The organism is Candidatus Reidiella endopervernicosa, from assembly GCF_013343005.1.
Lineage (GTDB): Bacteria > Pseudomonadota > Gammaproteobacteria.
Genome location: NZ_CP054491.1, coordinates 252,871 through 278,551 on the forward strand (window position 1 = coordinate 252,871; position 25,681 = coordinate 278,551).

Consider the following 25,681-nt stretch of genomic DNA (forward strand, 5'->3'; position numbering starts at 1 on the left):
AATTCACGAAATACAACCTGAGTGAAATAGTAGACGAACCGATGCGAGTTTCGACCAAGCAGGTTGCTCAGCCTCTCGTTTGATATCAACTGGGAAGTAGGCGATCAGAGAAAAGTCAAAACCCACCGCGATCGATATTGATGCCACATGCTTGAATCAGGTTACGGTAGAGAGCAGACGTCGATTATCGAACAACAACTCAAGATAATTAATATCCAAAACATCCCTTTCAAAACATCATCAACGCCCCATCACTCACTTTTATCGACTTCAACAGAGCACCATATGGGAACCGTCTCTGTAGCAGAGCTGCTTGTAGGACCAAAACCTACAGACCAAAACAGATGAATCAAGTAGGCTTCAAACAAAAATAACAATTAGTTAATCCCTATGCCGCATAAAGCTCCTGCCATCCTTCTTGTCGAGGACGACCCCGATCTTACCGAGTATCTTGAGCTCTACCTGAGCAACTCCGGCTACCGTATTGCCGGGTGTTTCTCTTCGGGTGAAGAGGCTGTTAAAAACGTCTCAGAGCTCCACCCCGACCTCATACTCATGGATATTGTTCTTGGTGGAGAGATTGATGGTATCGAAGCGGCACGTCAGATCCACCAAGACCTTGATATTCCCCTGCTTTACCTGACCGCACATACTGACGAAAACTTTCTTCAGCGTGCCAAGATCACCTCTCCATTTGCCTACATCCTCAAACCATTTAATGAACGCGAGCTACATCTGACGATCCATTTCGCCCTGCAAAAACACAGAATGGAGAGAGACATCCGTGAGAGCCAGCAGCATCTGGCCAGCGCCCAGAGGATTGGAAAAATGGGTAGCTGGGAGTGGAATATTGAAGCTGACACTCTCAAGTGGAGCGATGAGATTTACCGAATTTTTGGCCTGGCCCCACAGCAGTTTGATGCCAACTATGGTGCTTTCCTCGACATGGTCCACGAAGACGACAGGGAGAGGGTTAAGCAGGCCGTAGACGCCGCACTCTACAGGAGCAGAGACTACGACATAGACCATCAGATACGGCTTCACAATGGATCCATAAAGGTTGTGCACGAACAAGCAGAAGTTTTATTTGATAACAACGGCACTCCTCTGCAAATGATCGGCACCGTGCAGGACGTCACCGAACGGCAAAAGCAGATGATCGACTTAAGCTCTTCGCCACCATCTTTGAGAATGCATCCGAGTGCGTGATCATCAGCGACGCAAAAAATCGCGTTGAAATGGTTAACGAAGCCTATTGCAACATCACGGGTTATTCACGATCTGAGATCATCGGAAATAGTCCCGGGCAGATGAAATCCGGCGTCCATGATGCTGACTTCTACAACGAGATGTGGCGCACAATTTCTGAAACTGGTTGCTGGAGCGGAGAGATATGGGATAAGCGCAAGAACGGCGAGATCTTCCCCAAGTGGTTGAGCATCAGAGCGATTAAAGACCGTATCGGTCACGTTCGTCACTTTGTAGGCATCTTCACAGACATCAGTGAACTCAAGGAGAAAGAGCTCCATCTTGAGAGACTTGCCTATTTCGACCTTCTAACAGCCGTACCTAATCGCCTACAGTTTTCTGAACGACTCAAACAGGAGATTCAAGCCGCAAGCAGAGGCGACCATCAGCTGGCTGTTCTGTTCATCGACCTGGATCGATTCAAGGCCGTCAACGACTGTTATGGCCACGATATTGGCGATGAGGTACTCAAAGAGGCCGTATCCCGTATGCAGAGTTGCGTACGTGACTCCGATGTACTCGCAAGACTGGGCGGCGATGAATTCACACTGCTGATGACATCGGGCGATGCGGAGCAGGGAGCTGTTAGTGTCGCAGACAAGATTATCGATATCATTTCAAAACCGATCGTGTTCGATCAACACCATATAGAGATTGGCGTAAGCGTTGGAATTAGTCTCTTTCCGCGTGACGGTACCAATTTTGAAGAGTTAATGCTGAACGCTGACCGCGCCATGTACCACTCAAAGGAGAGTGGCGGCGGCACAATTACCTTTGCCAATGAGGCGCTCCATCATGAGGTTAAGCGAAAACTCTTTCTCGACAACGAGCTGCGCCACGCCCTGGAGCGCAATCAGTTTGAACTTCACTATCAACCCCAGGTAGAGATTGCGAGTGGTCGCATAATTGGCATGGAGGCACTTCTGCGGTGGAACCACCCCGAAGAGGGACCCATATCACCTGCCGAATTTATACCGCGCGCCGAGTCAACCATGCTCATGTTACCCATTGGAAACTGGGTACTACGCACTGCATGCCAACAGCTCAAACAGTGGCATGATTCCGGTTTGCCCAAAGTTCCCGTTGCCGTTAACTTCTCTGCCGCTCAGTTTCGACACGCAGGCATCATGACAGAGATAGAGGAAGCACTTAAAGACTGTGACCTGGCCCCGAAATATCTCGATGTAGAGATCACCGAAAGCGCTTCCATGCGCGTTCCTGAACGCACAATTGAGATGCTCTCCCAATTAAAGAGACTGGGTATTCGCTGCTCCATTGATGATTTTGGTACCGGCTACTCCTCCCTCAACTATCTGAAACAGTTTCCCGTCGACAAGCTGAAAGTTGATAGAAGCTTCGTGCTAGATATAACCAAAGACCACAACGACCTAAGCATCGTCAGCGCGGTACTGGGACTCGCAAAAGGCATGCGGCTTCGCGTGGTTGCCGAGGGCGTTGAGGAGGAAGCACAGCTAGAACTCCTACGAGAGTTGGGCTGCGATTACATACAGGGTTACTACTACTCCAGACCACTCCCAACAGATGAAATGCGCGCCTATCTAGAGAACAGCACCGCGGAGAGCAACTAACAAGACAACCTCACTGGTTTTCTCTGTTTGTCAGCATTGACGCACCAACACTCTCACCATCGCAAAAACACCGTAATTATTACGACCATATGTTCGGCTCAAGCGTATCAACAGTCCAACCAAAGACTACAAAAAGTCGCCATCCTTCCAGCTCCACCACTTCAACTTCTGTGGTTCGTGAACAGTATTGCTGGCAAAGTAGACCGCGCAGCGGAAAGTGTAGACACACAGCGATCAACGGTAACGCCATGTGCTCGATTTAGCGCCTGGTAGAGCCGCTCCGGGTCATTTCCGCGCAGCTGATCAATCTTATCGATACCCACCTCATTGAGCATCACTGCCAATTTGGGACCGATGCCGGGAATGGTGAGCAACTCATCTCTCATACCGCGACCTATAACTCGTAGGCTTTAAATGCCGTTAAGTACTCTTTCAACGCATCGATATCCATAGGCCTGGCAAAGTAGTAACCCTGAAAGAGGTTACAACCGAAACCACGCAGTGAACGGGCATGCTCCAGCTCCTCTACGCCCTCCGCCAGGGTTGGTATTTTCAAGCTCTGCCCAATGCCGATAATACTCTGGATCAGCGCACGGTCGTGCTCGTCGGTCAGTATATGGCGCACAAAACTCTGATCGACCTTCACCTCGTTGATCGGCAGGCTGCGCAGAACGCTCAACGAGGAGTAGCCGGTACCGAAGTCATCGAGAGAGATACCGAAGCCGTCGTTCCTGATCAATACCAGCAGACTCTCGATCTGTTCAAAATCCTCAATAAAGAGACTTTCGGTAATTTCAATCACCAGATTGGTTGGATTAATATCGTACTCAGCCGCCTTCTCTTTCAGGCGAGCCCTGAAACCCTCATTCACTAACTGCTGCACGGAGACGTTGATCGAGAGACGGATTGGATCAAAACCCGCTTGAATTGTTGCAATCTCTTTCAAGGCCGTATCGATAACAAAATCACCAATTGGATTAATCTGGCCACTCGCCTCTGCCACGGCAATAAACTTGTCCGGAGGAACGAAACCGAGCACCGGATGCTGCCAGCGAATCAGTGCCTCCACACCCACAACACAGCCGCTCTCAGCATCAATCTGTGGCTGGTAGACCATGAACAGTTGCCGATTGTTGAGCGCACCATGCAACGCCTCCTCAATCACCGCCCGCTCATCGCTCAGCTGCTGCATCTCTTCGGTGAAGAATACGTAGCTGTTACGCACCTTCTTCGCCTCGTACATCGCCAGATCCGCCTTGATCAACACGCCCTCCAACGAGTTTTCATGCTCCTCCGGGCAGGCGACTCCGACTCCGACACTGCCACTCAACGCAAACTCCAGTGCGTTGACATGAATCACCTCCTTGAGCCGATAGGTGATGCGCTGAATCTCGTGCTGCAGCACTGATTTGTCACTGAAGGGCATCAGCATGATGAACTCATCACCACCGTGGCGGACCAGCATCGTCTCTTCGCTGCACGACTCTTTCAGTCGCTTCGCCAGCTCCACCAACGCCCAGTCACCCACGCTGTGGCCATAATGGTCATTGATCAGCTTGAAGTTGTCGAGATCGAGATAGAGCAGTGCGTAGGCGTTACCCCACCGTTTCCGCCACTCGGGAAATTTTTTCTTCAGATAGTAGCGATTGGGCAACTCGGTCAGCTGGTCGTGGTTGGCCTGAAACTCCAACTGCTGTTTAGCTTCGCGCTGTAGATTGTTGATATAGCGAAACACCACCAGCATCACATTAAAGAGCGTAAAGACGATGAAGTACCAGATAAATACTGCTACGAACTCATCCCTCATCGATAAAAGACTGCGTCTGACGGCTGTGAAGAGTTTCAGATCACTGTTGTAACCCTGTGTTCCATAGACCTGCCCTACACCCGGCATCTTCAGATTGAAATAGACCGCCTTGCCACTCTGTGTAAACGCATCCAGATCAACACCTGCTGCCGCTTCGATGTGTTCAACAACATGCTCTACCAACTCCTGACTGGCGGGATCATCATAGGTCTGCTCTTTGTCACGCCCATACATGATCAGCGGATGGATAAACTGCGGATAGTATTCACCTGCGGCGTTGGCATCCTTGATAATGTTTATGTAGACACTCTCTGGAAGCCCATCAATTTTCCACGGATTATTTTCACCATCGAGTGAGATACCCGTAGTCATCACCGCCACCACCTCACCCGCCTGATCACGCACGGCATAGCGCAATGGAATGATCCATTCGTTGAGCGGTTTGAAGAGATAGGTTCGACCCAGTGTCACACCTCTACTATCTAGTGCCAGCTTAAAACTCTCTGCGGACTTTTCACTCTCTAGTAGATTGGGTAGCTGTTTTGCGCTGATGTTCGAAGACCGGGGAGTCGCTATTTTTGCGAAAGTTTGTTTTGGGCATCCAAGCCCAAGCAAACAGCAAAACTTAACGCGACCGTTTATGCCTTCGGCGCACCGACCGTCCTGCGTACGTTGCGTAATCACCTCTTCGCGGCTCTACACAACTCCCTCAGTGACTCTACGCCGACATAAAGCCGCTGCTGCATCTTCTTCGTCGTCCGCTCGCGCTCTCAACTACGAATAGGCAGACGGCGTCGACTATCGGGGACTAACCGCCCTCACTTCGCTCTCCATGGCGGTCAGCGGGTGAGAATTAACTGCCCCTGTGGATTGGCCAGGCCGTAGGCGACAAAAACGGGATTCTCCTCCAGCAACTCATCCATCAGCAATTGAGCCTTAATCCTGTTCTCAAACACACCAATATCGACCAGACGGTGGCCGAAGATCCGCAACATCGCCGCCTGCTGGAGAAATTGATCGTGCGAGGATTGTTGCAGCAGTTTATGCAGATAGGTGGTCTCAATCTGGGTCTCTTTTTTTATATCGAGCCACTTGTAGTAACTCACCGCAGCGAGAAAAATCACTGAGCTCAAAACAATAAACAGGTAGAGACGCCAGAGTGGCGTACGAAATAGTGCGAGATCTTTTAGATGAGGAGACGACACCGTTGCGTTTGCAAACAAACCTTAATTGATAAGCATCATATATAACCTGCGCTACCGCATGAGTAAAGCGCACCACGCATCTTCAGCTTTCGCGTACGAATTCACAAATATCATTCAGTCCAGTTCTAACACTGTTCTCGCCGACACACTTTGTATCCCCCGATACAGGTAGTACTATCGAGCCATGAACATTAATAAATTGATCGGACTCATTCTGCTTCTCCCCGCTCCACTGCTCGCCAGTGACAGCGAACCGGAGTCGCTATTTTTGCGGAAGCTTGTTTTGGGCATCAAGCCCAAGCAAGCGGCAAATACTTAACGCGACCGTTTATGCCTACGGCGCCCCGACCGTCCTGCGTACGTTGCGTAATCACCTCTTCGCGGCTCTACACAACTCCCTCAGTGACTCTACGCCGACATAAAGCCGCTGCTGCATCTTCTTCGTCGTCCGCTCGCGCTCTCAACTACGAATAGGCAGACGGCGTCGACTATCGGGGACTAACCGCCTTCGCTTCGCTATCCATGGCGGTCAGCGTCTGTAACACACATTATAAAAACGCTGAGTGGCAACTCGCTGCAGCACCCTGCCAGAAAGCGTCTGAATCGGGTGATCACGTCGCACAGACCATTCTTGGTGAACTCTATGACAGCGGTGATGGTGTGACGCAGGACAGCAGCAAGGCAGCCCACTGGTGGGGCCTCGCCTCCAATGCTGGCCATCAGCCAGCACGCAATCTGCTGGCAATGAAACACTACTATGGCGGTACCGTTTTTGGCCCCGAACCAGGCTGGAAAAAGGACTACGCCAAGGCCTATAAGATCTGGCACGAAGATGCCGTGAGGGGTGTTGCGACAAGCCAGTTCATGCTGGGCGTGATGTATAAAAACGGCGAGGGGTTGAACGGGATTACGCCGAGTCGTGGGCGTGGTTAAAGATGGCACTACAGGGTGGCTACAAACTCTCCACCGATGTGTTAATTGAGATCTCGCGCGCCATGAACCCTGCCGATAAAGTGCGTGGCCGAGAGAGGTTGCGTGCGCTGCAGATCAAATACCCACGTTATACCGCGAAGAGCTAACACCCCTTCCTCTCTTAGCACTAGCGCTGCTGACCATCCTAAGCCTCGCCATGTGTTAGAGAGTCTCTAACTAATTCCAGTCAGAGACCGCTTAGTAAAGCCCTGCCCCATGCGGTATCCTGCCGGACCATGGATACCCTATATATAGAGACCCCCGCCGCGCTTACCGATCTCTGCAACCGCCTCAGTGGTGCCGAGTGGATCGCCATTGACACCGAGTTCATGCGCGAGACCACCTACTACCCCAAACTCTGCCTGCTGCAGGTCGGCATACCGGGACTCGCTGCACTGGTCGACCCGCTGGCACTCGACAACCTCGATCCACTGCTCGACCTGCTCTACGACCCCAAGGTCACCAAGGTGCTGCACGCCTGTCGCCAGGATCTGGAGATTCTCTTCCACATGCGCGGTGAGCTACCCGCTCCAATCTTCGATACCCAGATCGCTGCACCGCTGCTCGGTTATCAGGAGCAGATCGGCTACGCCTCACTGGTGGAGAAGCGCCTCAACATCAGTGTCGACAAAAGCCATACTCGTGCCGACTGGACCCACCGCCCACTCTCCGAGGCGGAGCAGCAGTATGCGGCTAACGATGTTATCCACCTCTGCGCCCTCTACCCAGAGCTACGCAGTGAGCTTGAGGAGCGCGGTCGACTGGCGTGGCTCGATGATGATTTCACTGCCCTCAGCGATCCCGCCCTTTACGTCAATGCGCCCGAGAAGGCGTGGCTGCGCATAAAGATGATCAACAAGTTTCGTGGCGTACAGCTGGCGGTACTGCAGGCGCTGGCGCAGTGGCGCGAGCAGACCGCACAGAACGACAACCGCCCCCGCAACCGACTGATGCGTGATGACGCACTGGGTGATATCGCACGCATGACCCCAGACGACATGGAGAGTCTGGCACGCATCCGTGGTCTGCATGAACGGCTGGTGAAACGCTACGGTAAGTCGATACTCGATCTGATCAAGGCGTCGCGTGAAAACGAGCCGAAGCCGTTACCGGCATTCAAGAAACCGAGCAAGCCGAGCATTGAGCAGGAGGCGCTGGTCGACCTGCTCAATGCCGTGGTCCATCTGCGCGCCGCCGAGCAGCAGCTCAGCCCAACTCAGCTGGCGCCACGCAAACAGCTCCAGCAGCTGGTAATGGGCAGTGAAGATATTGAGTTGATGCGCGGTTGGCGCAAGCAGCTGATCGGTGATGAGCTGCGCCGGGTACTCTCCGGTGAGCTGACCATCGGCGTGGCCAACGGCTCACTGGTCGTCGCTCCCGCCGCTTAACTATTTGATCTAGTCGGTGGTCGGCCGAACCTTGCCGGCGACCTGCCTGGCGGTGGTTCGCGCCAGCTCGACACTCTCATCGTAGACCAGCGCAACGCCCATGCGTCGGCGTAGATAGGACTCCGGTTTTCCAAACAGCCTCACCTCGCTACACGGTGTCGCGAGCGCCCCCTCCAGCCCCTCGAAGGCGATCCCCTTCGCCTCAACACCCCCATAGATCACCGCGCTGGCACCCGGTGTGCGCAGCGAGGTATCAACCGGCAAACCCAGTATGGCGCGTGCGTGGAGTTCGAATTCGTTCTGCTGCTGGGTGACCATTGTGACCATACCGGTATCGTGGGGGCGTGGACTCACCTCGCTGAAGTAGACCCGGTCCTCGGCATCGATAAAGAGCTCCACACCGAACAGACCCAATCCTCCCAGATTGTCGGTCACCTTGAGCGCGATCTCACGTGCCCGATCCAGTGCCGCGCTGCTCATCGGCTGCGGTTGCCAGCTCTCAACGTAGTCTCCCTGCTCCTGGCGATGACCGATCGGTTCACAGAAACTGGTTTCGACCTCACCGTCACCATTCAGTGAACGCACCGTCAGCAGGGTGATCTCATAGACAAAATCGCCAAACGCCTCGACAATCACCCGTCCGCTATCGACCCGCGCACCGCTGGCAGCGTACTCCCACGCCTGCGCCAGCTCCTCGGCGTTGCGCACCGTCGACTGCCCCTTACCGGAGGAGGACATCACCGGTTTGATCACACAGGGATAACCAACGCCAGCATCAATCGCCGCCTGCAGTTCATCGAAACTGTCGGCAAAGGCGTAACCCGAGGTCGGCAATCCCAACTCCTCGGCAACCATGCAGCGAATCCCCTCGCGGTTCATCGTCAACTGGGTAGCACGCGCTTTGGGGATCACCGTGACCAGCCCATCGGCCTCAATTTCAGCCAACATATCGGTGGCAATCGCCTCGATCTCAGGCACGATAATCTGTGGCCGCTCCTGCTCGACCAGAGCACGCAGCGCGGCACCATCGGTCATGTCGATCACATGGGCACGATGGGCGACCTGATGGCCCGGCGCATCGGCGTAGCGATCAGCGGCGATCACCTCAACACCGAAACGTTGCAGGGCGATAATCACCTCCTTGCCGAGCTCACCACTGCCGAGCAGCATCACACGGGTGGCGTTTGCTGATAGCGGGGTTCCGATTTTCATAGTGCGTGTTCCTTAGATTTGCAGCTGCACAATCCTGGGCCTGGTAACTCGATGCGTATACTCAGCGTTGACCCTCTTGTCTGGCCAGGCTAGGCACGCAGAGTGCAGTTTGGTTATTCCAAATAAGCGATGCGTAACGACGTATGACCGAACAAGAGGGCCAACCCTTCGGGACATGCCATTTATCTGCATGACAGCGTTGCATCTTCGCTCGTGTACGGCAAGTACGCCACGCTTGATGCGCCTTGTCATGCAGATAAATGGCGATGTCGCTGGGCATTCGCATCGAGTTACCAGGCCCTACAATTCCGGCCCCAAGAATCATGCGCAGTCGTACCACTGCCCCTAGTAGACGTGGGGTTGCGTTACACATCGTGATGCAGCACGATTCACGCAACTTTAACGGACCCAAGCGCACCATGACTGAAACATTTGAACCCCACAACACCCTCGAACAGAAGCTGTTAGATGCCCAGGAAGGGCGTATGCTGGGCGAACAGTTCCTGCTCGAACTGCTCGACGAACAGCTCTATATGCCGATCAAAGAGCATCAGCAGGTTGAGGGACTACAGACCTCCAGCAACGCCGATCCGCTGCGCATGGAGGATGAGGAGGGCAACATCATCCTGATCCTCTTCACCTCTCCCGACCGCTCCAAGAATTTCACCGCAGATCTGCCCGACTATCGCGGTGGCCTGCTCGTCGAGCTGCCCTGGATCCTGGAGCGCATCGGTAGCGGCGTAGGCATGGCGATCAATCCGGGCTGGCCTGCTGGCATCGACCTCGACCCCGAAACCGTTGCCCAATTGATCCAGATCAGTGCAGCGAAGAGTAATGCCGAGTAACAGATCATGACATGCTAGCCATCGCGCGAGCATGTGATACCATGTCAGGTTCAAACAATTTCGCGGCAAGGTTCTTCAGCGAACCGTACGATCTTCGCTCCTCCAGACCTGGTTGCATCAGTCGCTTATTCAGGAGTCGAAAACCATGGCAGAAAATAGTAACGACAACCCAACAGAAGCACCCGCTGAAGAGGCTGCTGCAACACCTAAAAAGAAGGCCGCGCCCAAGAAAAAAGCCGCCTCCAAAAAGAAGGCTGCACCTAAGAAAAGGCCGCGCCTAAGAAGAAAGCCGCTGCACCTGCAGCAGCTGCCGCCGCTGAAGCCACCCCAGCACCTGCCCCCGAACCTACACCGGCTGCCGAACCAGCCCCCAAACCAAAGGTTAACACTGCGATGACACGCCGCCCTCAACCCCCACACCGTTTCTGGCCCTGGGCCGCAATCATGACCGTCATCTTTGTTGGTGGCTTCCTCTACATCAAGGGTCTCGCCACTGAGGGTGCCGCGCCTGCGGCAACTACCGGTGATGCGGCGACCGCCACTGCACCGGCTACCGAAGATTCAGCCGCAAGAACAGAGGCAGCTACCGCAGCAGCAGAGAGCACCGAAGAGAGCAGCAGCGCCACTGAGGCAACTGCAGCACCCGCAGCAGACTCGGCGGCATCCGCTCCTGCCGCTAGCAGCGATGCACCAACCCAAGACGCCTCCAGCGCTCCGACCAACCCAGCATCAATGCCCTGGGGCTTTAATCGTCAGTTCTCTGAGCCTGCGACAACCGATAGCTCGGCACCTGCGGCGAGCGCTTCGGCTGGTACCTCCGGCAGCGGTTCAACGACTGGCAGCACCAGTGGTAGCACTTCAACCACAGCCTACTCACCCTACCCTTACGGCGCACCGTCCTACTACGCACCGCGTCCCTACGGTTATGGTCAGCCGATGATGCCACCCTGGATGCAGCAACAGCAGAGTGGTGAATAACGCTTAACGCTAGCGCGATTAAAAAGAGAAGGCCCCGCAATGCGGGGCCTTCTCTTTTGTGAGGTGTATTTCAACTGCTCACTACTGCGGTTCGGGATATTGGCGCAGGGTGAGCTGATTTCCACGCTGGCTAAACTCAATCTGCTTGAGGAAGTTCATACCGAGCAGTATGCCTTCACCCTTCATATGCGGGTTAATTGAGGCGCGCAGTCCATCGAGACGAATCGCACCGATCGAAACACTCTCGAGTCGAGTTGTGTAGGCAGTGATCGTGCCGTTAGCAGTGTGGTATCGGCGCTCGGCACCACGACGCAGACCGATGGCACTGGCAACCTCAGCAGGAATTGAAATATCACTTGCTCCGGTATCGAGCATAAAGGTCACTGGATGATCGTTGATCTCACCATTGACCACATAGTGACCATGACGGTTGCGTTGCAGCTTCGCTTCACGAACACCATCCCGGTACTCCATCACCTCAACGGACTGGTTCGGATTATCACCCTGCTCTAACCAGCCATTAAAGACGTAGGTCAGCAAACCAAGCAGAATTAACCAGACGCTATAGACAAGCCATCGTGGGGTAGCAGCTTCTGTTATGTGCGAACGTTTCATGCCCTGAGTATAAGCGCAACCTCCGCATCAACTAACCCGTTAGGTCGTGTGGATTATCTCTGCTATTGTGTAGTTTCGGTCCACCGCACAGATAGCGAAGATCATGGAAAGTCAGGATAGAGAGACACTGCTGTTGAAACTCGATGAGCTCCGCCTTGAGCATCACGATCTCGACACCGCCATCATGGTCCTCTCCGAACGTCCCCACGCAGATCAACTGCAGCTGCGTCGAATGAAAAAACGTAAACTGCAGCTCAAAGACTACATCTCCAAACTCGAAAGCATGCTGATCCCAGATCTCGATGCCTGACTCGACACAGCGCGTCCGCTCAATTAACCTCTATTCCAGCCGCTAATACAATAAAATCAAATAGTTCGAGGCCTTGGAGGGCTGAATGAGCGAACAGGCGAAGATGGAGGCGGGTAACTACGAGATCTTGCTGCGTGAGCGGCAGGGACGAGTACTCGCTGCGCTCAAACCCATCGGTGACGATCCACAACTCCCCACCCGCGACACGCTACTGAAAGCACTTGCCGATAACGGCTTCGGTGAGCTGCATCTCCTCGAAGAGGGTATTGAACAACTACTCACCCCTCCTCCTGAGCCTGAGCCTGAGCCTGAAGCAGATGCAGATGCAGATGCAGATGCAGAGATTGAACCACCAACCCTCCATTCAGAGGCATCTGCCGAACATGAAGCAATCGATCCTGATGAGGAATCTGTAGAAGCTGAATCGGACGAAGAAGATGCTATATCAATTGACAAGAGATCCGATGAACAGGAAACAGCACCAGACAACGAAGCATCAATCAATGAACAACCTGCCGAAGAGATAACTGAGGCGACCGATACAAAGACACCCCCACCAACCACCGCAGATCTGGACGATGAAGATTTTGAGGAGTTTGAGGTTGCCGAGCGCGTCGATGGTGAGGCCCTGGTCTCCACTGACGAAGATGAGATGAGCGCCACCCTCACAATCACTCCTGCCGCCGGCGGTAAACAGATCGCCATGCTTGACGTCGAGTTGGCACTCAAGCAGCAGGAGATCAACTTCGGTATCGATATAGATACGATTAAAAATGCGCTCACTGAGGGAGAGTGCGAAGCGCTGTTAATTGCTGAAGGAACCCCTCCCATTGACGGCGATGATAGCCAGTTTGTCACCCTGACCCCCGACATCCACCGTCGCGGTCCGAAAATCCGTGAAGACGGGACGGTGGACTATCGTGATCTCAACATCATCATCACCGTCAGCCGTGGCGACAAACTAATGAGGCGTGACCCACCGACAGCCGGCACCCCTGGCACCAACATTAAGGGACTCTCGATTCGACCTGCTGCAGGCAAGGAGATCCCCTACGATGCCTGCCTCGACGGCGTTGAGATCTCGACTGAGGATCCCGACATTCTGCTCGCCACCATTGGTGGCCAACCGATTCTGGTTGATCACGGCGTTAATGTTGAGCCGGTACTGACCGTCAAGACCATCGATCTCTCCACCGGTAACGTCGACTTCGATGGCAACATAGCCGTCGAGGGCGATGTTGCCCCCTTGATGCACCTTAAGGCGAGTGGCGACATTGTCGTCTCCGGAATGTGTGAAGCAGCGGCACTCGAGGCTGGCGGTGATATCCATATTGCCAAGGGCGTAATCGGCCACCAGAAACCCGAACAGGAGATCGACAACCAGGCCGAACAAGACGACCACGAATTCATCCGTTGTAACGGTACTATCCACACCCGTTTTATTGAAAACTATCGCGTTACCGCTGGCACCAGCGTCGTTGTTGACGAGCTGATTGCCCACAGCGAGGTGAGTGCTGGCAACGAGGTCATCGTCGGTAATGACAAATCAAAACGGGGCAATATTTTGGGTGGTCGAACACGGGCTAACAACCGTATTGTTGCCAAAAATATTGGCTCCAGCGCCAACCCCCATACCGAGATCGAGGTCGGTTTTGCGCCCGACACCAAACGCTCATACGAGGCGCTCTCCGACCTGCTCAGCAGCAAACTTGAGGAGAAACACAAGCTGGTCACGATCATCAACTATCTGACCAACAATAAGACACCACAGACCGACAACCGTTTTGTTCAGGTCAAGAAGGCCTACAACAAGGTACGTGGTGAGATTTCCAGCCTTGCCAAGATGCAGAAGGAGATACTGGATAAGGTCAAAGGGTGTGAGAAGGCTTCGGTAGATGTTTCACAGCACACCTTCTCCGGTGCACACCTGATCATCGCCGGTCATCCACTGATGGTCCAGGATGAGAAGGGGGCTGGGAATTTCCATATTGAGGACGGCGAAATCGCCTTCCCCTAACTGCTCGATCCAGACTGCAACAACTTCTCCAACGCCTCTGGCTCAACAGGCAGACCCATCGCAGTGAAATTTGAGAAACGTCCACGCAACAGATCCAGCTTCTCCTCCAACTCACGTTCATAAAAAACGACTACTCGGATCTGTGGATTGCGCTGCAACACCGCCACCACGACTTCAGGGGCTCGCTTTTTCAGAAAGGCGACCGCCTTACGTCCGGAGGTGAGCACCTCGACTTCAAAACCGAGTTTTTGATAGAGCGGTACAAAATTAGGGTAGCCTCCCAGCTCATAGATGGAGAGTAACAGCGGCTTTGATTCAGGCATGGTTAATAACAGCTCATGACCCCTACGGGCGGGCCGCTACAGTAGCGTGTAGCTTGGCCATTGGCAAAAACAGCGTACTAAAGAACCCTGTTGCGACAACCCGGTATATCTGGATAATCGGCTTGGCATTTTTACCGACTCACAGCCACCACCTCATCTCTGCACCCCTTGAGCCTCACTCGTACAGAGACCACATAATCGATACCCGCTGATAGTCGGTACCACTGACATCCTCACGGATAATTTTTTGGCCCGCTAGGCCACACTAGCGACAGACAGTTACAAGGCATTTAACAGCAATGAAATTCAACAACAGCTTCTCCAGCATCCTAACCAAGATCATCATCTTCTCCGCTCTGCTCGGTATTATTGTTTACTTCATTTACCCTGCACTCAGCGCCAGCCAGGGTGACAGCGCCCAGCTCGCCGCACTGCTGGCCGCCGCCGCATCGATCATCTCTGTGCTGCTCACCTCCATCGAAATTGAAGCGAGCAGTGATACCAACGGCAAGAGTGGCGGTGGAGAGCCACTCTCAATCTTCGTCGGCAACCTCGCCTACAAGGCGAGTCGTGATGAGCTCAAGGCACTGTTTGGAAAATATGGCGAGGTTCGCTCAGTACGCATCATGACCGACCGTGCCACCCGCCGCCCTCGCGGTTTCGGCTTTATCGAGATGGATGAAAAGTCGGCGCGCAAGGCGATCAAGAAGCTCGACGGTTACGAATTCATGGGCCGCAACATCAAGGTCAATGAGGGTAATCAGCGTCGTCAGCAGCAGGATGGCTGAAGCCGCAGTCACCATCGGCGGCCTGCTTGAGAGCGGCCGCTACGACTATCAGGCGTTCGATATCGGACGCGGCGTGCATGCCATAGAACGTATTCAGTTTGAGCAGTTCGAGGCGTGTATCGCGCCCTACCTCTACCCGCTCAAGCAACACGCCTGGCTCGCCATACTCGGCTGGAATCCCGACAATCGCGAAGAGCATTTCGTCTGGTTTCTCAAGTTTCCACTCGATGAGCAGAGCAAGCTCAACCAGGCGGCACGAGACGACTTCCTCTCACAGCTGGTCGAGGCGTTTGGTACTGCCCACGCCAGTGACGAAGTCGGTAGCGCCCTGAGTGAGAGCCCCTATGGCATCAAACCACGTGAAGAGACAATGGCACTGTTCCATGCCAAGGCGCTGAAACAGCTCGATCAACCACCCTCACGTTTTTTTGAACACGCCCACAGCTACTTCAGTGGTGAAGCCGGTTTCGATCAGTGGGCCTTTGTCGGTCTACAGGGAATCGCCGATCTCGCTTCTCGTCTCGATGAGGGCGACAACAGCACGCTGCTTGCCAAGGCGCTACCGCATCTACCAAACCAACCCTTCAGTGCAGTGGTTATTGCGATTGAGAGCGAGGCACCAGGCGAGAGCATCGCTGCTGCGATTGAGGCCCGTGCCGACGCTGAACTGGCTGGTGATGAAATCGATATCGCTCTGCTGGTCGCCTCTGTGCGTGGACTCTCTACCAGCCCCGATAGTGATCGGCGCCGCGCTTTGCTGCGACGACTTTTGAACTCATCCCAGGGCACAGATATTGAGCTTCTGGCGGCAATCGCCGGGCGTTGCTGGAATGATTTGAAAGAGCCCACTTTGGCTGTGAGTTATCTTGATGCATTGGCGGAGAATAGCGCCGGCGAGGCAGGCTTTAACGCCATTATGAGTGACCTACTCTATATTCCCGGCCTGCGTGAACCGCTATTGCAGCGACTGCGCGATCCTGAGCGCTCGGAGAAGCTGGCTGCTGCCTTCGGCAAGCTGTTCGGCGCATAAAGAGAAACGGCCCGAAGGGCATCATGCCTTCCGGGCCGCTTGTCAGTTCTATTAATGATGCCCCGGATGGAGTGAAACGTAACCCGAGCATCATTGCCCCCCCGGATTTCGCTATGCTCCATCCGGGCTACTACGGCTGTCTACTACCTGCAGCCGTCTTTCTGAATCAATCCTCGGTCCAACCCTGCAACGCCTCAATAACCGACTTTGCCTGATCCTTGCTGGAGATATTGAACTTCGACTTCTGCATATATTCGCCATTACGCTTCTGGTAGCGACGGATGGTGTACTTTTCGGGACCGTACTCCTCCTTGCTCCGGTTCCAGTCCTGATAACGGTAGATGATGGTCGACCAGGCGCCCTTGGAGAGCACCTTCTTATCGAGCTCTTTGGTCGTCTCGATACCATCTTCGGTGTAGCTGATCGTCAGTTCATCAATTGTCTCGGCCATCTCTCTCGCTCTCTTTAAGGCTGTTTTAGTCTCGGGTCGAATCTACCCGATGTGTCCACAAATGGAAATCTACGTGGTGCTCAGTGCATCGTGTTCTGGTTGGCAGCATCGGCAGTGGGTAGCGCGTCGCCTACCTTCAGCTCCTGCTCGCTTGCCTCGCGCACACTGACCACTTCGAGCCTCAGATTGAGATCCTTGCCCGCCAGACCGTGGTTTCCATCAACCGTAATCATGCCGTTCTCGATGCGTGTCACTACAAAGGAGACCACCTCGCCATCGGGGCCGTGCGCCTCGAGCCCGGCACCAATCTCCTGTGCCTGCGGCGGGAACTCCTCAGCAGGTGCGGCGATCATCATCGACTCGTCGCGCTCGCCGTAACCCTCTTCGGGTGTGAGGCTTAGCTCGATCTTGTCACCGGCCACATGCCCCTCCAGTGTCTCCTCGACCTTGGCAAAGACACCACCGTGACCACCGTGTAGATAGAAGACCATATCGTGCATCTCGAGCGCCTTACCCTGACCTGGCACCTCTTTCTCAAAAGCGGAGTACTTGAGCTGTACCACGCGGTCTTTGCTGATCTTCATATCATTGCTGCTCGAATCTGACATATTCTTTACCGTGACATCTGGAAGTTAGTGAGCGGCCATTATACGCAAGCCGCGCCGTACTGCAGGCCTACTTACCGTTGAGCGGCAGCGGCGGCACCATCTCCAGCTTCCAGATCTGTTCGTTGTACTCGAGCATGGTGCGATCGGTGGAGAACTTACCGCTGGTAGCGCTGTTGATAATGCTCATCCGTGTCCAGCGTTCCTGATCCCTGTAGGCCTCTGAGACGCGCTGCTGCGCCTCGATATAGCTACTGAAATCGGCCGCCACCATCCACGGATCGTGTGGGCTGGAGATCGAGCCGATGATCGGATCGAAGAGCCCCGGTTCGAACTGGCTGAAGTGACCACAGCGCAGGAGCTGCATCACACGGCTGAACGCCTCGTCATTTTCAATAATCGACTGCGGATCGTAGCCTTCACGCTGCTCGTTAACCTGCTCGGCGGTGAGACCGAAGAGGAAGAAGTTATCATCGCCCGCCTCCTCGCGAATCTCGATATTGGCACCATCCAGGGTGCCGATGGTCACAGCACCGTTCATCATGAACTTCATATTGCCGGTGCCGGATGCCTCCTTACCGGCGGTCGATATCTGCTCAGAGAGATCGGTACCGGGGGCGATAATCTCCATCGCAGAGACGCGATAGTTAGGCAGAAAGGCAAGCTTGAGCTTGTCACCCACATCGGGGTCGTTATTGACCACGTTGGCGACGTTATTGACCAGCTTGATGATCAGTTTCGCCATCTGATAGCCGGGAGCCGCCTTGCCACCGATCAACACGCAGCGCGGGGTCCAGTTATCGGTATCGCCGCGCTTGATGCGGTCGTAGAGGTGGATCACATGCAGCACGTTGAGCAGCTGGCGCTTGTACTCATGGATGCGCTTCACCTGTACATCAAACATCGCCTCCGTATCGAAACGCACCCCGCAGTCGGCCTCAACCAGATCGGCCAGACGCTGTTTGTTCTGCTGCTTCACTGCGTGCCACTGCTTGCGGAATTTCGCCTTTGCTGCATGCGGAATCAGCTGCTTGAGCTGCGGCAGATCACAGACCCACCCCTCACCGATGGTCGCGTTGAGTAGCTCGCCGAGTGGACGGTTACAACCGGCCAGCCAGCGACGCTGGGTGACACCGTTGGTCTTGTTATTAAAACGCTCCGGCCAGAGCTGATAGAAGTCGTTGAAGAGTCCCTCGGTAAGCAACCGAGAGTGGAGTTCGGCAACACCATTGATGGAGAAGCTGCCGACGATGGCAAGATAGGCCATGCGGATCTGTGGATCCCCACCCTCTTCGATAATCGACATCCGGCGCATACGCTCGTTATCACCCGGCCAACGCTGTGCCACCTGAGCCATAAAGCGGGCGTTGATCTCGTAAATGATCTCCAGCAGACGCGGAAGTAGCTGTTTAAAGAGTGAAACCGACCAGCGCTCGAGCGCCTCGGGCAGCAGGGTGTGATTGGTATAGGCCATACTGCTGCTGGTGATCGACCAGGCCTGATCCCAGTCCATACCATGCTCATCCATTAATAGACGCATCAGCTCAGCAACCGAGATACTGGGATGGGTGTCGTTGAGCTGGAAGCAGCTCTTGGCAGCAAACTGGCTGAAATCATCGCCATGCAGGCGGCACCAGTCGCGAATCACATCCTTGAGGCTTGCCGAGGCGAGGAAGTACTGCTGGCGCAGCCTGAGCTCCTTACCGTTCTCACTGGCATCATTGGGGTAGAGCACCATGGTGATGTTCTCAGCGGCATTTTTAGCGGCCACTGACTCGGTGTAGTCACCAGCGTTGAACTCATCGAGATCGAACACGTCGGTGGCATCGGCCGACCAGAGCCGCAGGGTGTTAACGGTATCGTTTTTGTAGCCCGGTATCGGAATATCGTAGGGGACCGCCAGCACGTCGTGGGTATCGACCCAGCGCACCCGCATCTTGCCGCTGGCGTCACTGTAGAACTCGCTGCGCCCACCGAACTGGACCCGCTGGGTATATTCGGGTCGCTCCAGCTCCCAGGGGTTGCCGTCACGCAGCCAGTGGTCGGGCTCTTCAATCTGATGACCCTGATCGATATCCTGACGGAACATGCCGTACTCGTAGCGTATGCCATATCCCTTCACCGGCAGCTGCAGGGTGGCGCAGCTATCGAGAAAACAGGCGGCCAGGCGTCCCAGTCCGCCGTTGCCGAGTCCCGCATCGTGTTCGCTCTCGGCGATCTCCTCCAGCTCCAGGCCGAGCGTGTAGAGCGCCTTGGTGGTCTTATCGGTGATACCGAGGTTGAGCATCGCATTCCCTAGCGTGCGCCCCATCAGGAACTCCATTGAGAGGTAGTAGGAGCGGCGACTATCCTGCTCATCGTAGGCGTAACGTGTATTTTTCCAGCGATCCATCAGCCGGTCTCGCAGTGAGAGCGCCAACGCCACGTAGGGGTAGTGAGTAGAGCGACAGTTTTTGTCACGCCCCAGGGTACGTGCGAAGTAGTGGCGAATATCCTCCGCGATCGCCTTCGAACCGAGCCCCAGTGCGGGCAGTTCGGTCAGATCTTCACGGGGATTGCTCTTCTCAAGGGGTTTAAAGTTCATCGCTCACTCTCAACGGTTTGTTGTTGTCAGGCTGCTCAGGGAACAAGGCGCAGGCTTCCTAACCATAGACCCTATTTCTCATGCTGCGGTTAAGCCAGAAGCCGCGTATCAGCTGCGTTCTTCGGCCAATTTTTGCGCCATCCTAGCACCGACCACGCCAACAGCCGAGTGTTGCTAGAAATGATCGGTCGTATTCGCACGCTTTTGCATCAATTCGCACATGAGCGACGCACCACCGCACCAATAACAGACAAGCCAAGTTAGTTAATTACCAAATACTTATATTAATCAGAAACCTATACCGCAACGGCCTTTCTGAGTATGCTGCGTTGCAGAAAAGAACATAACAACTCACCAACACCTAATAAGAATGACCCGGAGGGACATCATGAGACTATTCCGACAACTACTGCTGGCTATCGCTGGACTTGCCATCGCCATTTCGGCAAACGCTGCAGAACGCCTACAGCCCTTTGTACTCGCCTCGACTGGCACTGGCGATGTGGCCACCAAGGTTGCCGAGGTTAAGGGCAAGCTCAAAGGCGCCGGCTTTGAAGTAGTTGGCGACTACACCCCCTATGCCGACACCACCATCGTCATTGTCACCAGCAGCGGTCTGAAAAAAGCGGCTGCCCAGTCTGAGTTTGGTGCCTACGGCGCGGTACAGCGCGTATCGGTCACCAAACATAACGGTGAGCTGCAGGTTGCCTATACCAACCCGATTTACATGTCTAACGCCTACCGCATGGAGGATGAGCTCACCTCAACCGGCACTGCGCTGAAAAAGGCGCTCGGTTCAAAGAAGGTCTACGGTTCGAAAAAGGGCCTCAAGGCGAAGAAGCTGCGCAAGTACCACTACATGTTTGGCATGCCCTACTTCGATGATCCGAGCATGCTGGCTGAGCACAAGAACTACAAAGCTGCCGTGGCCGCTGTAGAGAAGGGTCTGGCTGCTGGCAAGAGCGCTATCACCAAGGTCTACCGCGTCGACATTCCGGGCAAGGATGAGACCGTATTTGGTGTGGCTATGAAGGGCAACAAGATCGGCAAACCCTACCAGGACGATGAGTACATCATGAGCGAGATCGACTTCAAGGGTGTTCGCTCCAGTGCCCACCTCCCCTACGAGCTGGTCGTCTCGGGCAATAAGGTCTACGCCCTCTCGGCCAAGTTCCGCATTGCGATGAACTTCCCCGATCTTAAGATGATGGGTGATAACAGCTTCATGAATATCATGGAGTCACCCGGAGCCGTCGAAGATGCGCTGGAGGCCGTTGCTGCCGGCAACTAATCAGACACCACCGAATACCGTTGTTTGAGAGGGCCCGCAAGGGCCCTCTCTCATTTCTGCACCGCAAAAAATCACCACTGTGCGTACCGTTATATTTCCTCACACATCGGTGATACTGTTCTCTACTAGTATCGGTACATCGCATCCCGGTTATCACTATCAGCAGAACATTTAAGTGAGCTCTATGGAACGCATTTTAATCGTAGAAGACAGCAAGATGATGGTTCAGGTATTGAGCCATATGGTGCGCAAGGAGCTTGGATTTGAACCGGTTGTCACCCAATCGATGGCCGATACCATCGAACTGATGGATGGCGGTGACACCGACTTCCTTGCCGCCATACTCGATCTAACCCTGCCCGATGCACCCCGTGGCGAGGTGATTGACCATGTATTGGCAAAGAACATTCCAGCGATTGTTCTCACCGCCACCTTCGACGAGAACAAACGTGAAGAGATTCTGAAAAAGAACGTGGTCGACTATGTGGTCAAAGAGAGTCGTTACTCCTATGACTATGTGATGCGTCTGATCGGCCGCCTCGATCGTAACCGCCGCATCACGGCGATGGTGGTTGATGATTCGAGGACTGCACGTGGCTTTGTTAAGTCACTGCTACGCCAGCACAACTTCAATGTGGTCGAGGCCTCCGATGGCAAGCAGGCGCTGGTTACCCTGCACGCCAACCCCAACACCCGCCTGGTGATCACCGACTACAACATGCCGGTAATGGACGGTTTCGAACTGACCACCACCATTCGCAAGGAGTTCGATAAAGACGCGATGGCTATTATCGGGCTCTCCGGTCAGGGCTCACCCACCCTTTCCGCCAAATTTATCAAAAATGGTGCTAATGACTTTCTTTCCAAGCCCTTCTCTCACGAGGAGTTTTACTGCCGGGTGATGCAGAACATGGAGGCGATCGAGAATGTCGATACGATCAAAGATGCCGCCAACCGCGACTATCTGACCCGCCTCTTCAATCGTCGTTACTTCTTCGAGATGGGACGTGAGAGCTATCATGATGCGGTGAATAACGGCACGCCTCTCTCAATCGCCATGGTCGATATCGACCACTTCAAGAAGATCAACGACGGTTTCGGCCACGATGCCGGTGATGTCGTACTAAAACGAATGTCCGAACTGCTTGATGAACAGTTTGGTGTGGATCAGCTGGTGGCCCGCTTCGGTGGTGAGGAGTTCTGTATCCTCTTTGATGGTAGTGAGCTGGGCGATGCAGAGAACCAACTCGAGGCGTTCCGCACACTCATTGAACAGACCACCGTTGAGACCGAAGCCGGCCCCGTCAATTTCACCATTAGCGTCGGCGTTACCGAGAGCCTCTCCGATAATATCGATGCAATGATCAAAGTCGCCGATGAGTATCTCTACCGCGCCAAGGAGACGGGTCGCAATCAGGTGATAGGCGGGTAACCATCTACGAGACTCAGCTCACTCCAGTTGCATACTGCTCAGTGGCACAGTGTCTGGTAGCGAGCGATATCAACCGTATCAGGCAAAGGCCGGCCTTCAAGCAGATAGTCAGCCATTCGTTCGCCATGCCAGGGAATCAACAGTGAACCCTTGGAGCCAAAACCGTTAAAACTGAAGAGCGGCGACTGCTCTGGGTGGACACCCATTAGCGGCATCTTATCGCGAGTCCCTGAGCGCACACCGGCACGGTGGCTGATCAACTCAAGCTCATGGGGATCGATAAGCAACTCATTCAACGACGCCAGTAGCCGCTCGCGCTCCTCCTCGGACGTCTCCTCATCGAAGTGCTCCCGATCGTAGCTAGCCCCCAGACGCCAGTTGCCATCGTGAAGCGGTATCAACCACTTGCCAGCGTTAACCATCAGCTCGAACGGTTGTCGATCAGGCTTGAGCGTTAAAATCTCACCCTTGGCGGGCTGTAGTGGCAGCCAACCGAACCAGGGGTTATCCATCACCCGATACCCCTCACAGAAAACCAGCCGCTGCGCAGAAACATCACGCCAGCAGACGCCATCAGTATGAGGCTCAATCTCAGCATAGTCGATCTCCGACTCAAGCCATGCACCCTGCTGTTGTAGCCAGTGGCGTAACGTGCACATCAACAGGTTGGTATCAAGATAGCCACTCTGTGGCTGAATATACCCCCCCAGTGGACCCTTAATCCCCGCTGGCAGCTCAGCTGACGTGAGCCGCTCGCCGAGCCAGGATGCGTAGTCGGGATCGGCATAGCGCTTCTGCCACGCCTCGACCTCACGCTCACTCGCAAACAGGCGCAACATCGGTTTGGCATGGTAGAGCTTCACACCAAACTGCTGCTCCAGCTCAGCGTAACAGTCGAGTGCTGCGGGCAGCAGCTGCTCAACACCCCTCGTCTTCACCAGCCGCATCCCTGTGACCGGATTGATCAGCCCCGCGGCAGCACGAGAGGATGCGTTTCGATGGCCATTGTCGACCACCAACACAGAGACTCCCCGCTGCAGCAGTCGCCAGGCCAACAGCGAACCGGCGAGTCCCTGGCCAACGATGATCAGATCAAAATTCATCGATAGATCGTAGCCGATGTTGCTGGTCATGACATCGCCCATTGGCCATAATGCCCGCTCATTTTTCAACACGACGACCTACCGCCATGTGGTTCAAGAACCTGCTGCTCTACCGCTTCTCCCAACCCTTCGAACTCAACGCCGAGGCGCTCAATGAGGCGCTGAGTCAACATGCGGCTCACCCCTGTGGTCGTCACGAGCTGACCAGCTACGGCTGGGTCGAGCCGCTCGGTCGCCACGGCAGTCAACTGATCCACGCCACTAACAGCAATCTAATGATCTGTGCCCGCAAAGAGGAGAAGGTGATTCCAGCTGCGGTGGTGCGCGACCTGACCGAAGAGAAGGTCATTGCGATTGAGGAGAGCGAAGGTCGCAAGGTACGCGCCAAGGAGAAACGTGCGATGCGCGACGAGATCATGCACGACATGATCAACCAGGCCTTTACCCGTTCGAGCCAGACCTACGCCTATATCGATGCCAAGGGTGATTGGCTGATCGTCGATGCCTCCTCGCCAAAACGGGCAGAGGAGCTGCTGGTGTTACTGCGCAAGTCGGTCGGTTCACTGCCGGTAGTACCGGCTGCGACCCAGCAATCTCCCGCCGTAGTCACCACCCGTTGGCTACAGCAGGGAGGCGCTGAACTCCCATTCGAGTTGGGTGATGAGTGCGAACTACGCGAACCGGGTGAAGATGGCGGCGTGGTACGCTGCCGCAAACTCGACCTGACCGGCGATGAGGTACAGACCCATCTCAACAACGGTCGTATGGCGGTCAAATTGGCTGTTGAGTGGAATGAGCGCCTCAGCTGCATCCTCACCGAGGAGCTGGCGGTCAAACGATTGAAGTTTCTCGACATCGTCGAGGAGGAGGCGCAGCTGGAGGATATCGACGACTACGCCACCCGCTTCGATACCGATTTCTCGATCATGGCGCTGGAGCTGAATCGCTTCATCCCAGCGCTAATGAAGGCGTTTGGCGGACTGATAAACAACGATTAGTGCTCAGCCAACACCGCTTTCATCAGCCATTCAAATCAATAACCAGGGCTTTGCGCGCCGCATCGCCTAGCTGGGCAGTGGCACAGTAGTTGGGGTGATCAATGCCTGCAGTGATCGATCCCCTGCTTCGTCGCCGCCACCATCTCAGCGCTCAGCTCAAAACGAACGAAGTGGACCGCAGCAGTCTTATCCTCCGTCTCTCGACCAAGATCCTCATTGGCGACAGGATAGACTCGATCAAACCCCTCCACCTGCATATAGAGTGATCGTTCCACCCCGAGCAGCTGTGTCAGTGCGCGCCGACGCTCTGCCTCATCTTCATACTCAAGCATGAAGCTCGCCTTCCAATTACTACCGTCGCTGACCGCCATGGAGAGCGAAGTGAGGGCGGTTAGTCCCCGATAGTCGACGCCGTCTGCCTATTCGTAGTTGAGAGCGCGAGCGAACGACGGAGAAGATGCAGCAGCGGCTTTATGTCGGCGTAGAGTCACTGAGGGAGTTGTGTAGAGCCGCGAAGAGGTGATTACGCAACGTACGCAGGACGGTCGGGCGCCGCAGGCATAAACGGTCGCGTGAAGTTTTGCTGTTTGCTTGGGCTTTGATGCCCAAAACAAACTTTCGCAAAAATAGCGACTCCCCGGCAGGGATCAGCGGGTTATAAACCTCCAATTCATCCTGAATAGCGTCGACCTCAAATATTCGCTCAATACGCAGCATCTCCTGGACCTGATACTGCATCGTCAGCGCATCCTCAAAGTAGAGCGTTGCATGCTCCCCAATGGCCACACGACGGCTCTTTTTGTGCTCCATCACCCGGGCACGAAATTCGTTACGCTGCTCGGCATACTGCTCCAGGCTGAGCAGATCAGTGCGTGTCAGCGGGCTCATTG

29 protein-coding genes and 3 pseudogenes are annotated in these 25,681 nt (G+C 54.6%); 18 read left to right on the forward strand and 14 right to left on the reverse strand.

Annotated elements, in window-relative coordinates:
* Nucleotides 1-390: 390 nt before the first annotated feature.
* A complete protein-coding gene (locus tag HUE57_RS01305; protein WP_174672562.1) occupies nt 391-1,209 on the forward strand; it encodes a response regulator in 819 nt (272 codons plus the stop codon).
* On the forward strand, nt 1,206-2,837 hold the full coding sequence (locus HUE57_RS01310; RefSeq protein WP_236725652.1) for a putative bifunctional diguanylate cyclase/phosphodiesterase: 1,632 nt from the start codon (nt 1,206-1,208) through the stop codon (nt 2,835-2,837). Before HUE57_RS01305 ends, HUE57_RS01310 begins: the two co-directional genes overlap by 4 nt.
* Before the next feature lie 126 nt (nt 2,838-2,963).
* Here the strand turns inward: HUE57_RS01310 and HUE57_RS18785 are convergent, their stop codons facing one another.
* The 3 genes and pseudogenes from HUE57_RS18785 to HUE57_RS01320 all read right to left on the reverse strand — a co-directional run bounded on the left by HUE57_RS18785 (nt 2,964) and on the right by HUE57_RS01320 (nt 5,115).
* The gene (locus HUE57_RS18785) at nt 2,964-3,068 is read right to left on the reverse strand and encodes a helix-hairpin-helix domain-containing protein (protein WP_236860743.1); all 105 of its coding nucleotides are present in this window, start codon (nt 3,066-3,068) and stop codon (nt 2,964-2,966) included.
* A 50-nt stretch (nt 3,069-3,118) separates the two neighbouring features.
* A pseudogene (locus tag HUE57_RS19870) lies at nt 3,119-3,223 on the reverse strand (helix-hairpin-helix domain-containing protein); the annotation flags it as partial.
* A gap of 8 nt (nt 3,224-3,231) precedes the next feature.
* Nucleotides 3,232-5,115, reverse strand: coding sequence for a putative bifunctional diguanylate cyclase/phosphodiesterase (locus tag HUE57_RS01320; protein ID WP_174672564.1), 1,884 nt, complete (start codon nt 5,113-5,115; stop codon nt 3,232-3,234).
* 58 nt (nt 5,116-5,173) lie between these two features.
* On the opposite strand from HUE57_RS01320, the gene HUE57_RS01325 reads away from it, so the two are divergent.
* A complete protein-coding gene (locus HUE57_RS01325) occupies nt 5,174-5,428 on the forward strand; it encodes a hypothetical protein (protein ID WP_174672565.1) in 255 nt (84 codons plus the stop codon).
* Between the two features lie 55 nt (nt 5,429-5,483).
* Here the strand turns inward: HUE57_RS01325 and HUE57_RS01330 are convergent, their stop codons facing one another.
* Nucleotides 5,484-5,849, reverse strand: coding sequence for a hypothetical protein (locus tag HUE57_RS01330; protein WP_174672566.1), 366 nt, complete (start codon nt 5,847-5,849; stop codon nt 5,484-5,486).
* 184 nt (nt 5,850-6,033) lie between these two features.
* Between HUE57_RS01330 and HUE57_RS19470 the strand changes: the two genes are divergently transcribed.
* From HUE57_RS19470 to rnd, 5 genes are all read left to right on the forward strand, one after another.
* Complete coding sequence (locus tag HUE57_RS19470; protein WP_272902003.1) at nt 6,034-6,168, forward strand: hypothetical protein; 135 nt, start codon at nt 6,034-6,036, stop codon at nt 6,166-6,168.
* A gap of 11 nt (nt 6,169-6,179) precedes the next feature.
* Nucleotides 6,180-6,323, forward strand: a complete 144-nt coding sequence (locus HUE57_RS01335) for a hypothetical protein (protein ID WP_174672567.1) — start codon at nt 6,180-6,182, stop codon at nt 6,321-6,323.
* A 48-nt stretch (nt 6,324-6,371) separates the two neighbouring features.
* Nucleotides 6,372-6,782, forward strand: coding sequence for a tetratricopeptide repeat protein (locus HUE57_RS01340; protein ID WP_174672568.1), 411 nt, complete (start codon nt 6,372-6,374; stop codon nt 6,780-6,782).
* 2 nt (nt 6,783-6,784) lie between these two features.
* Nucleotides 6,785-6,928 (forward strand): hypothetical protein, encoded by a 144-nt coding sequence (locus HUE57_RS01345; RefSeq protein ID WP_174672569.1) that lies wholly within the window; start codon nt 6,785-6,787, stop codon nt 6,926-6,928.
* A gap of 129 nt (nt 6,929-7,057) precedes the next feature.
* Nucleotides 7,058-8,209, forward strand: a complete 1,152-nt coding sequence (gene rnd / locus HUE57_RS01350) for a ribonuclease D (RefSeq protein WP_078483124.1) — start codon at nt 7,058-7,060, stop codon at nt 8,207-8,209.
* A gap of 9 nt (nt 8,210-8,218) precedes the next feature.
* On the opposite strand, the gene purT is transcribed toward rnd, so the two are convergent.
* The gene (gene purT / locus HUE57_RS01355) at nt 8,219-9,421 is read right to left on the reverse strand and encodes a formate-dependent phosphoribosylglycinamide formyltransferase (protein ID WP_078483125.1); all 1,203 of its coding nucleotides are present in this window, start codon (nt 9,419-9,421) and stop codon (nt 8,219-8,221) included.
* Between the two features lie 419 nt (nt 9,422-9,840).
* Here purT and HUE57_RS01360 point away from each other — a divergent pair, with 419 nt between their 5' ends.
* From HUE57_RS01360 to HUE57_RS01370, 3 genes are all read left to right on the forward strand, one after another.
* Nucleotides 9,841-10,266 carry an SseB family protein gene (locus tag HUE57_RS01360; RefSeq protein ID WP_174672570.1) on the forward strand — a complete coding sequence of 142 codons (426 nt, stop codon included), beginning with the start codon at nt 9,841-9,843 and terminating at the stop codon, nt 10,264-10,266.
* 145 nt (nt 10,267-10,411) lie between these two features.
* Nucleotides 10,412-10,663 carry a hypothetical protein gene (locus tag HUE57_RS01365; protein WP_174672571.1) on the forward strand — a complete coding sequence of 84 codons (252 nt, stop codon included), beginning with the start codon at nt 10,412-10,414 and terminating at the stop codon, nt 10,661-10,663.
* Nucleotides 10,660-11,244, forward strand: coding sequence for a hypothetical protein (locus HUE57_RS01370; RefSeq protein WP_078483127.1), 585 nt, complete (start codon nt 10,660-10,662; stop codon nt 11,242-11,244). The genes HUE57_RS01365 and HUE57_RS01370 overlap by 4 nt, the downstream gene beginning before the upstream one ends.
* A gap of 81 nt (nt 11,245-11,325) precedes the next feature.
* Here the strand turns inward: HUE57_RS01370 and HUE57_RS01375 are convergent, their stop codons facing one another.
* Nucleotides 11,326-11,859, reverse strand: a complete 534-nt coding sequence (locus HUE57_RS01375; RefSeq protein ID WP_078483128.1) for a retropepsin-like aspartic protease family protein — start codon at nt 11,857-11,859, stop codon at nt 11,326-11,328.
* Between the two features lie 103 nt (nt 11,860-11,962).
* On the opposite strand from HUE57_RS01375, the gene HUE57_RS01380 reads away from it, so the two are divergent.
* Together HUE57_RS01380 and HUE57_RS01385 are read left to right on the forward strand one after the other, a co-directional pair.
* Nucleotides 11,963-12,169, forward strand: coding sequence for a YdcH family protein (locus HUE57_RS01380; protein ID WP_078483129.1), 207 nt, complete (start codon nt 11,963-11,965; stop codon nt 12,167-12,169).
* A gap of 85 nt (nt 12,170-12,254) precedes the next feature.
* Nucleotides 12,255-14,186, forward strand: coding sequence for a DUF342 domain-containing protein (locus HUE57_RS01385; protein ID WP_078483130.1), 1,932 nt, complete (start codon nt 12,255-12,257; stop codon nt 14,184-14,186).
* Here HUE57_RS01385 and HUE57_RS01390 read toward each other — a convergent pair.
* Nucleotides 14,183-14,509: a Clp protease/crotonase-like domain-containing protein gene (locus HUE57_RS01390; RefSeq protein ID WP_078483131.1), complete on the reverse strand. Its 327-nt coding sequence runs from the start codon at nt 14,507-14,509 to the stop codon at nt 14,183-14,185. The two genes, HUE57_RS01385 and HUE57_RS01390, sit on opposite strands and share 4 nt — an antisense overlap.
* A gap of 299 nt (nt 14,510-14,808) precedes the next feature.
* Between HUE57_RS01390 and HUE57_RS01395 the strand changes: the two genes are divergently transcribed.
* Together HUE57_RS01395 and HUE57_RS01400 are read left to right on the forward strand one after the other, a co-directional pair.
* Entirely contained in the window at nt 14,809-15,297 is a 489-nt protein-coding gene (locus HUE57_RS01395) for an RNA recognition motif domain-containing protein (RefSeq protein WP_078483132.1), read from the forward strand.
* A complete protein-coding gene (locus tag HUE57_RS01400) occupies nt 15,290-16,327 on the forward strand; it encodes a DUF3549 family protein (protein ID WP_172840194.1) in 1,038 nt (345 codons plus the stop codon). The genes HUE57_RS01395 and HUE57_RS01400 overlap by 8 nt, the downstream gene beginning before the upstream one ends.
* A gap of 166 nt (nt 16,328-16,493) precedes the next feature.
* On the opposite strand, the gene HUE57_RS01405 is transcribed toward HUE57_RS01400, so the two are convergent.
* From HUE57_RS01405 to HUE57_RS01415, 3 genes are all read right to left on the reverse strand, one after another.
* Nucleotides 16,494-16,778 carry a hypothetical protein gene (locus HUE57_RS01405; protein WP_078483134.1) on the reverse strand — a complete coding sequence of 95 codons (285 nt, stop codon included), beginning with the start codon at nt 16,776-16,778 and terminating at the stop codon, nt 16,494-16,496.
* 80 nt (nt 16,779-16,858) lie between these two features.
* Nucleotides 16,859-17,362, reverse strand: a complete 504-nt coding sequence (locus HUE57_RS01410; protein ID WP_135622086.1) for an FKBP-type peptidyl-prolyl cis-trans isomerase — start codon at nt 17,360-17,362, stop codon at nt 16,859-16,861.
* Between the two features lie 91 nt (nt 17,363-17,453).
* The gene (locus tag HUE57_RS01415; RefSeq protein ID WP_078483136.1) at nt 17,454-19,967 is read right to left on the reverse strand and encodes a glycogen/starch/alpha-glucan phosphorylase; all 2,514 of its coding nucleotides are present in this window, start codon (nt 19,965-19,967) and stop codon (nt 17,454-17,456) included.
* Nucleotides 19,968-20,355: 388 nt separating this feature from the next.
* On the opposite strand from HUE57_RS01415, the gene HUE57_RS01420 reads away from it, so the two are divergent.
* Nucleotides 20,356-21,258 (forward strand): hypothetical protein, encoded by a 903-nt coding sequence (locus HUE57_RS01420; RefSeq protein WP_078483137.1) that lies wholly within the window; start codon nt 20,356-20,358, stop codon nt 21,256-21,258.
* 184 nt (nt 21,259-21,442) lie between these two features.
* Entirely contained in the window at nt 21,443-22,690 is a 1,248-nt protein-coding gene (locus HUE57_RS01425) for a diguanylate cyclase (protein WP_078483138.1), read from the forward strand.
* Between the two features lie 38 nt (nt 22,691-22,728).
* On the opposite strand, the gene HUE57_RS01430 is transcribed toward HUE57_RS01425, so the two are convergent.
* Nucleotides 22,729-23,865: an NAD(P)/FAD-dependent oxidoreductase gene (locus tag HUE57_RS01430; RefSeq protein WP_135622088.1), complete on the reverse strand. Its 1,137-nt coding sequence runs from the start codon at nt 23,863-23,865 to the stop codon at nt 22,729-22,731.
* 14 nt (nt 23,866-23,879) lie between these two features.
* Between HUE57_RS01430 and rdgC the strand changes: the two genes are divergently transcribed.
* Nucleotides 23,880-24,791, forward strand: coding sequence for a recombination-associated protein RdgC (gene rdgC, locus HUE57_RS01435; protein WP_174672572.1), 912 nt, complete (start codon nt 23,880-23,882; stop codon nt 24,789-24,791).
* 98 nt (nt 24,792-24,889) lie between these two features.
* Here the strand turns inward: rdgC and HUE57_RS01440 are convergent.
* The 3 genes and pseudogenes from HUE57_RS01440 to HUE57_RS18800 all read right to left on the reverse strand — a co-directional run.
* A pseudogene (locus tag HUE57_RS01440) lies at nt 24,890-25,150 on the reverse strand (DUF3501 family protein); the annotation flags it as partial.
* A gap of 60 nt (nt 25,151-25,210) precedes the next feature.
* The gene (locus tag HUE57_RS18795) at nt 25,211-25,405 is read right to left on the reverse strand and encodes a hypothetical protein (protein WP_236860658.1); all 195 of its coding nucleotides are present in this window, start codon (nt 25,403-25,405) and stop codon (nt 25,211-25,213) included.
* 16 nt (nt 25,406-25,421) lie between these two features.
* A pseudogene (locus tag HUE57_RS18800) lies at nt 25,422-25,679 on the reverse strand (DUF3501 family protein); the annotation flags it as partial.
* Nucleotides 25,680-25,681: the final 2 nt, after the last annotated feature.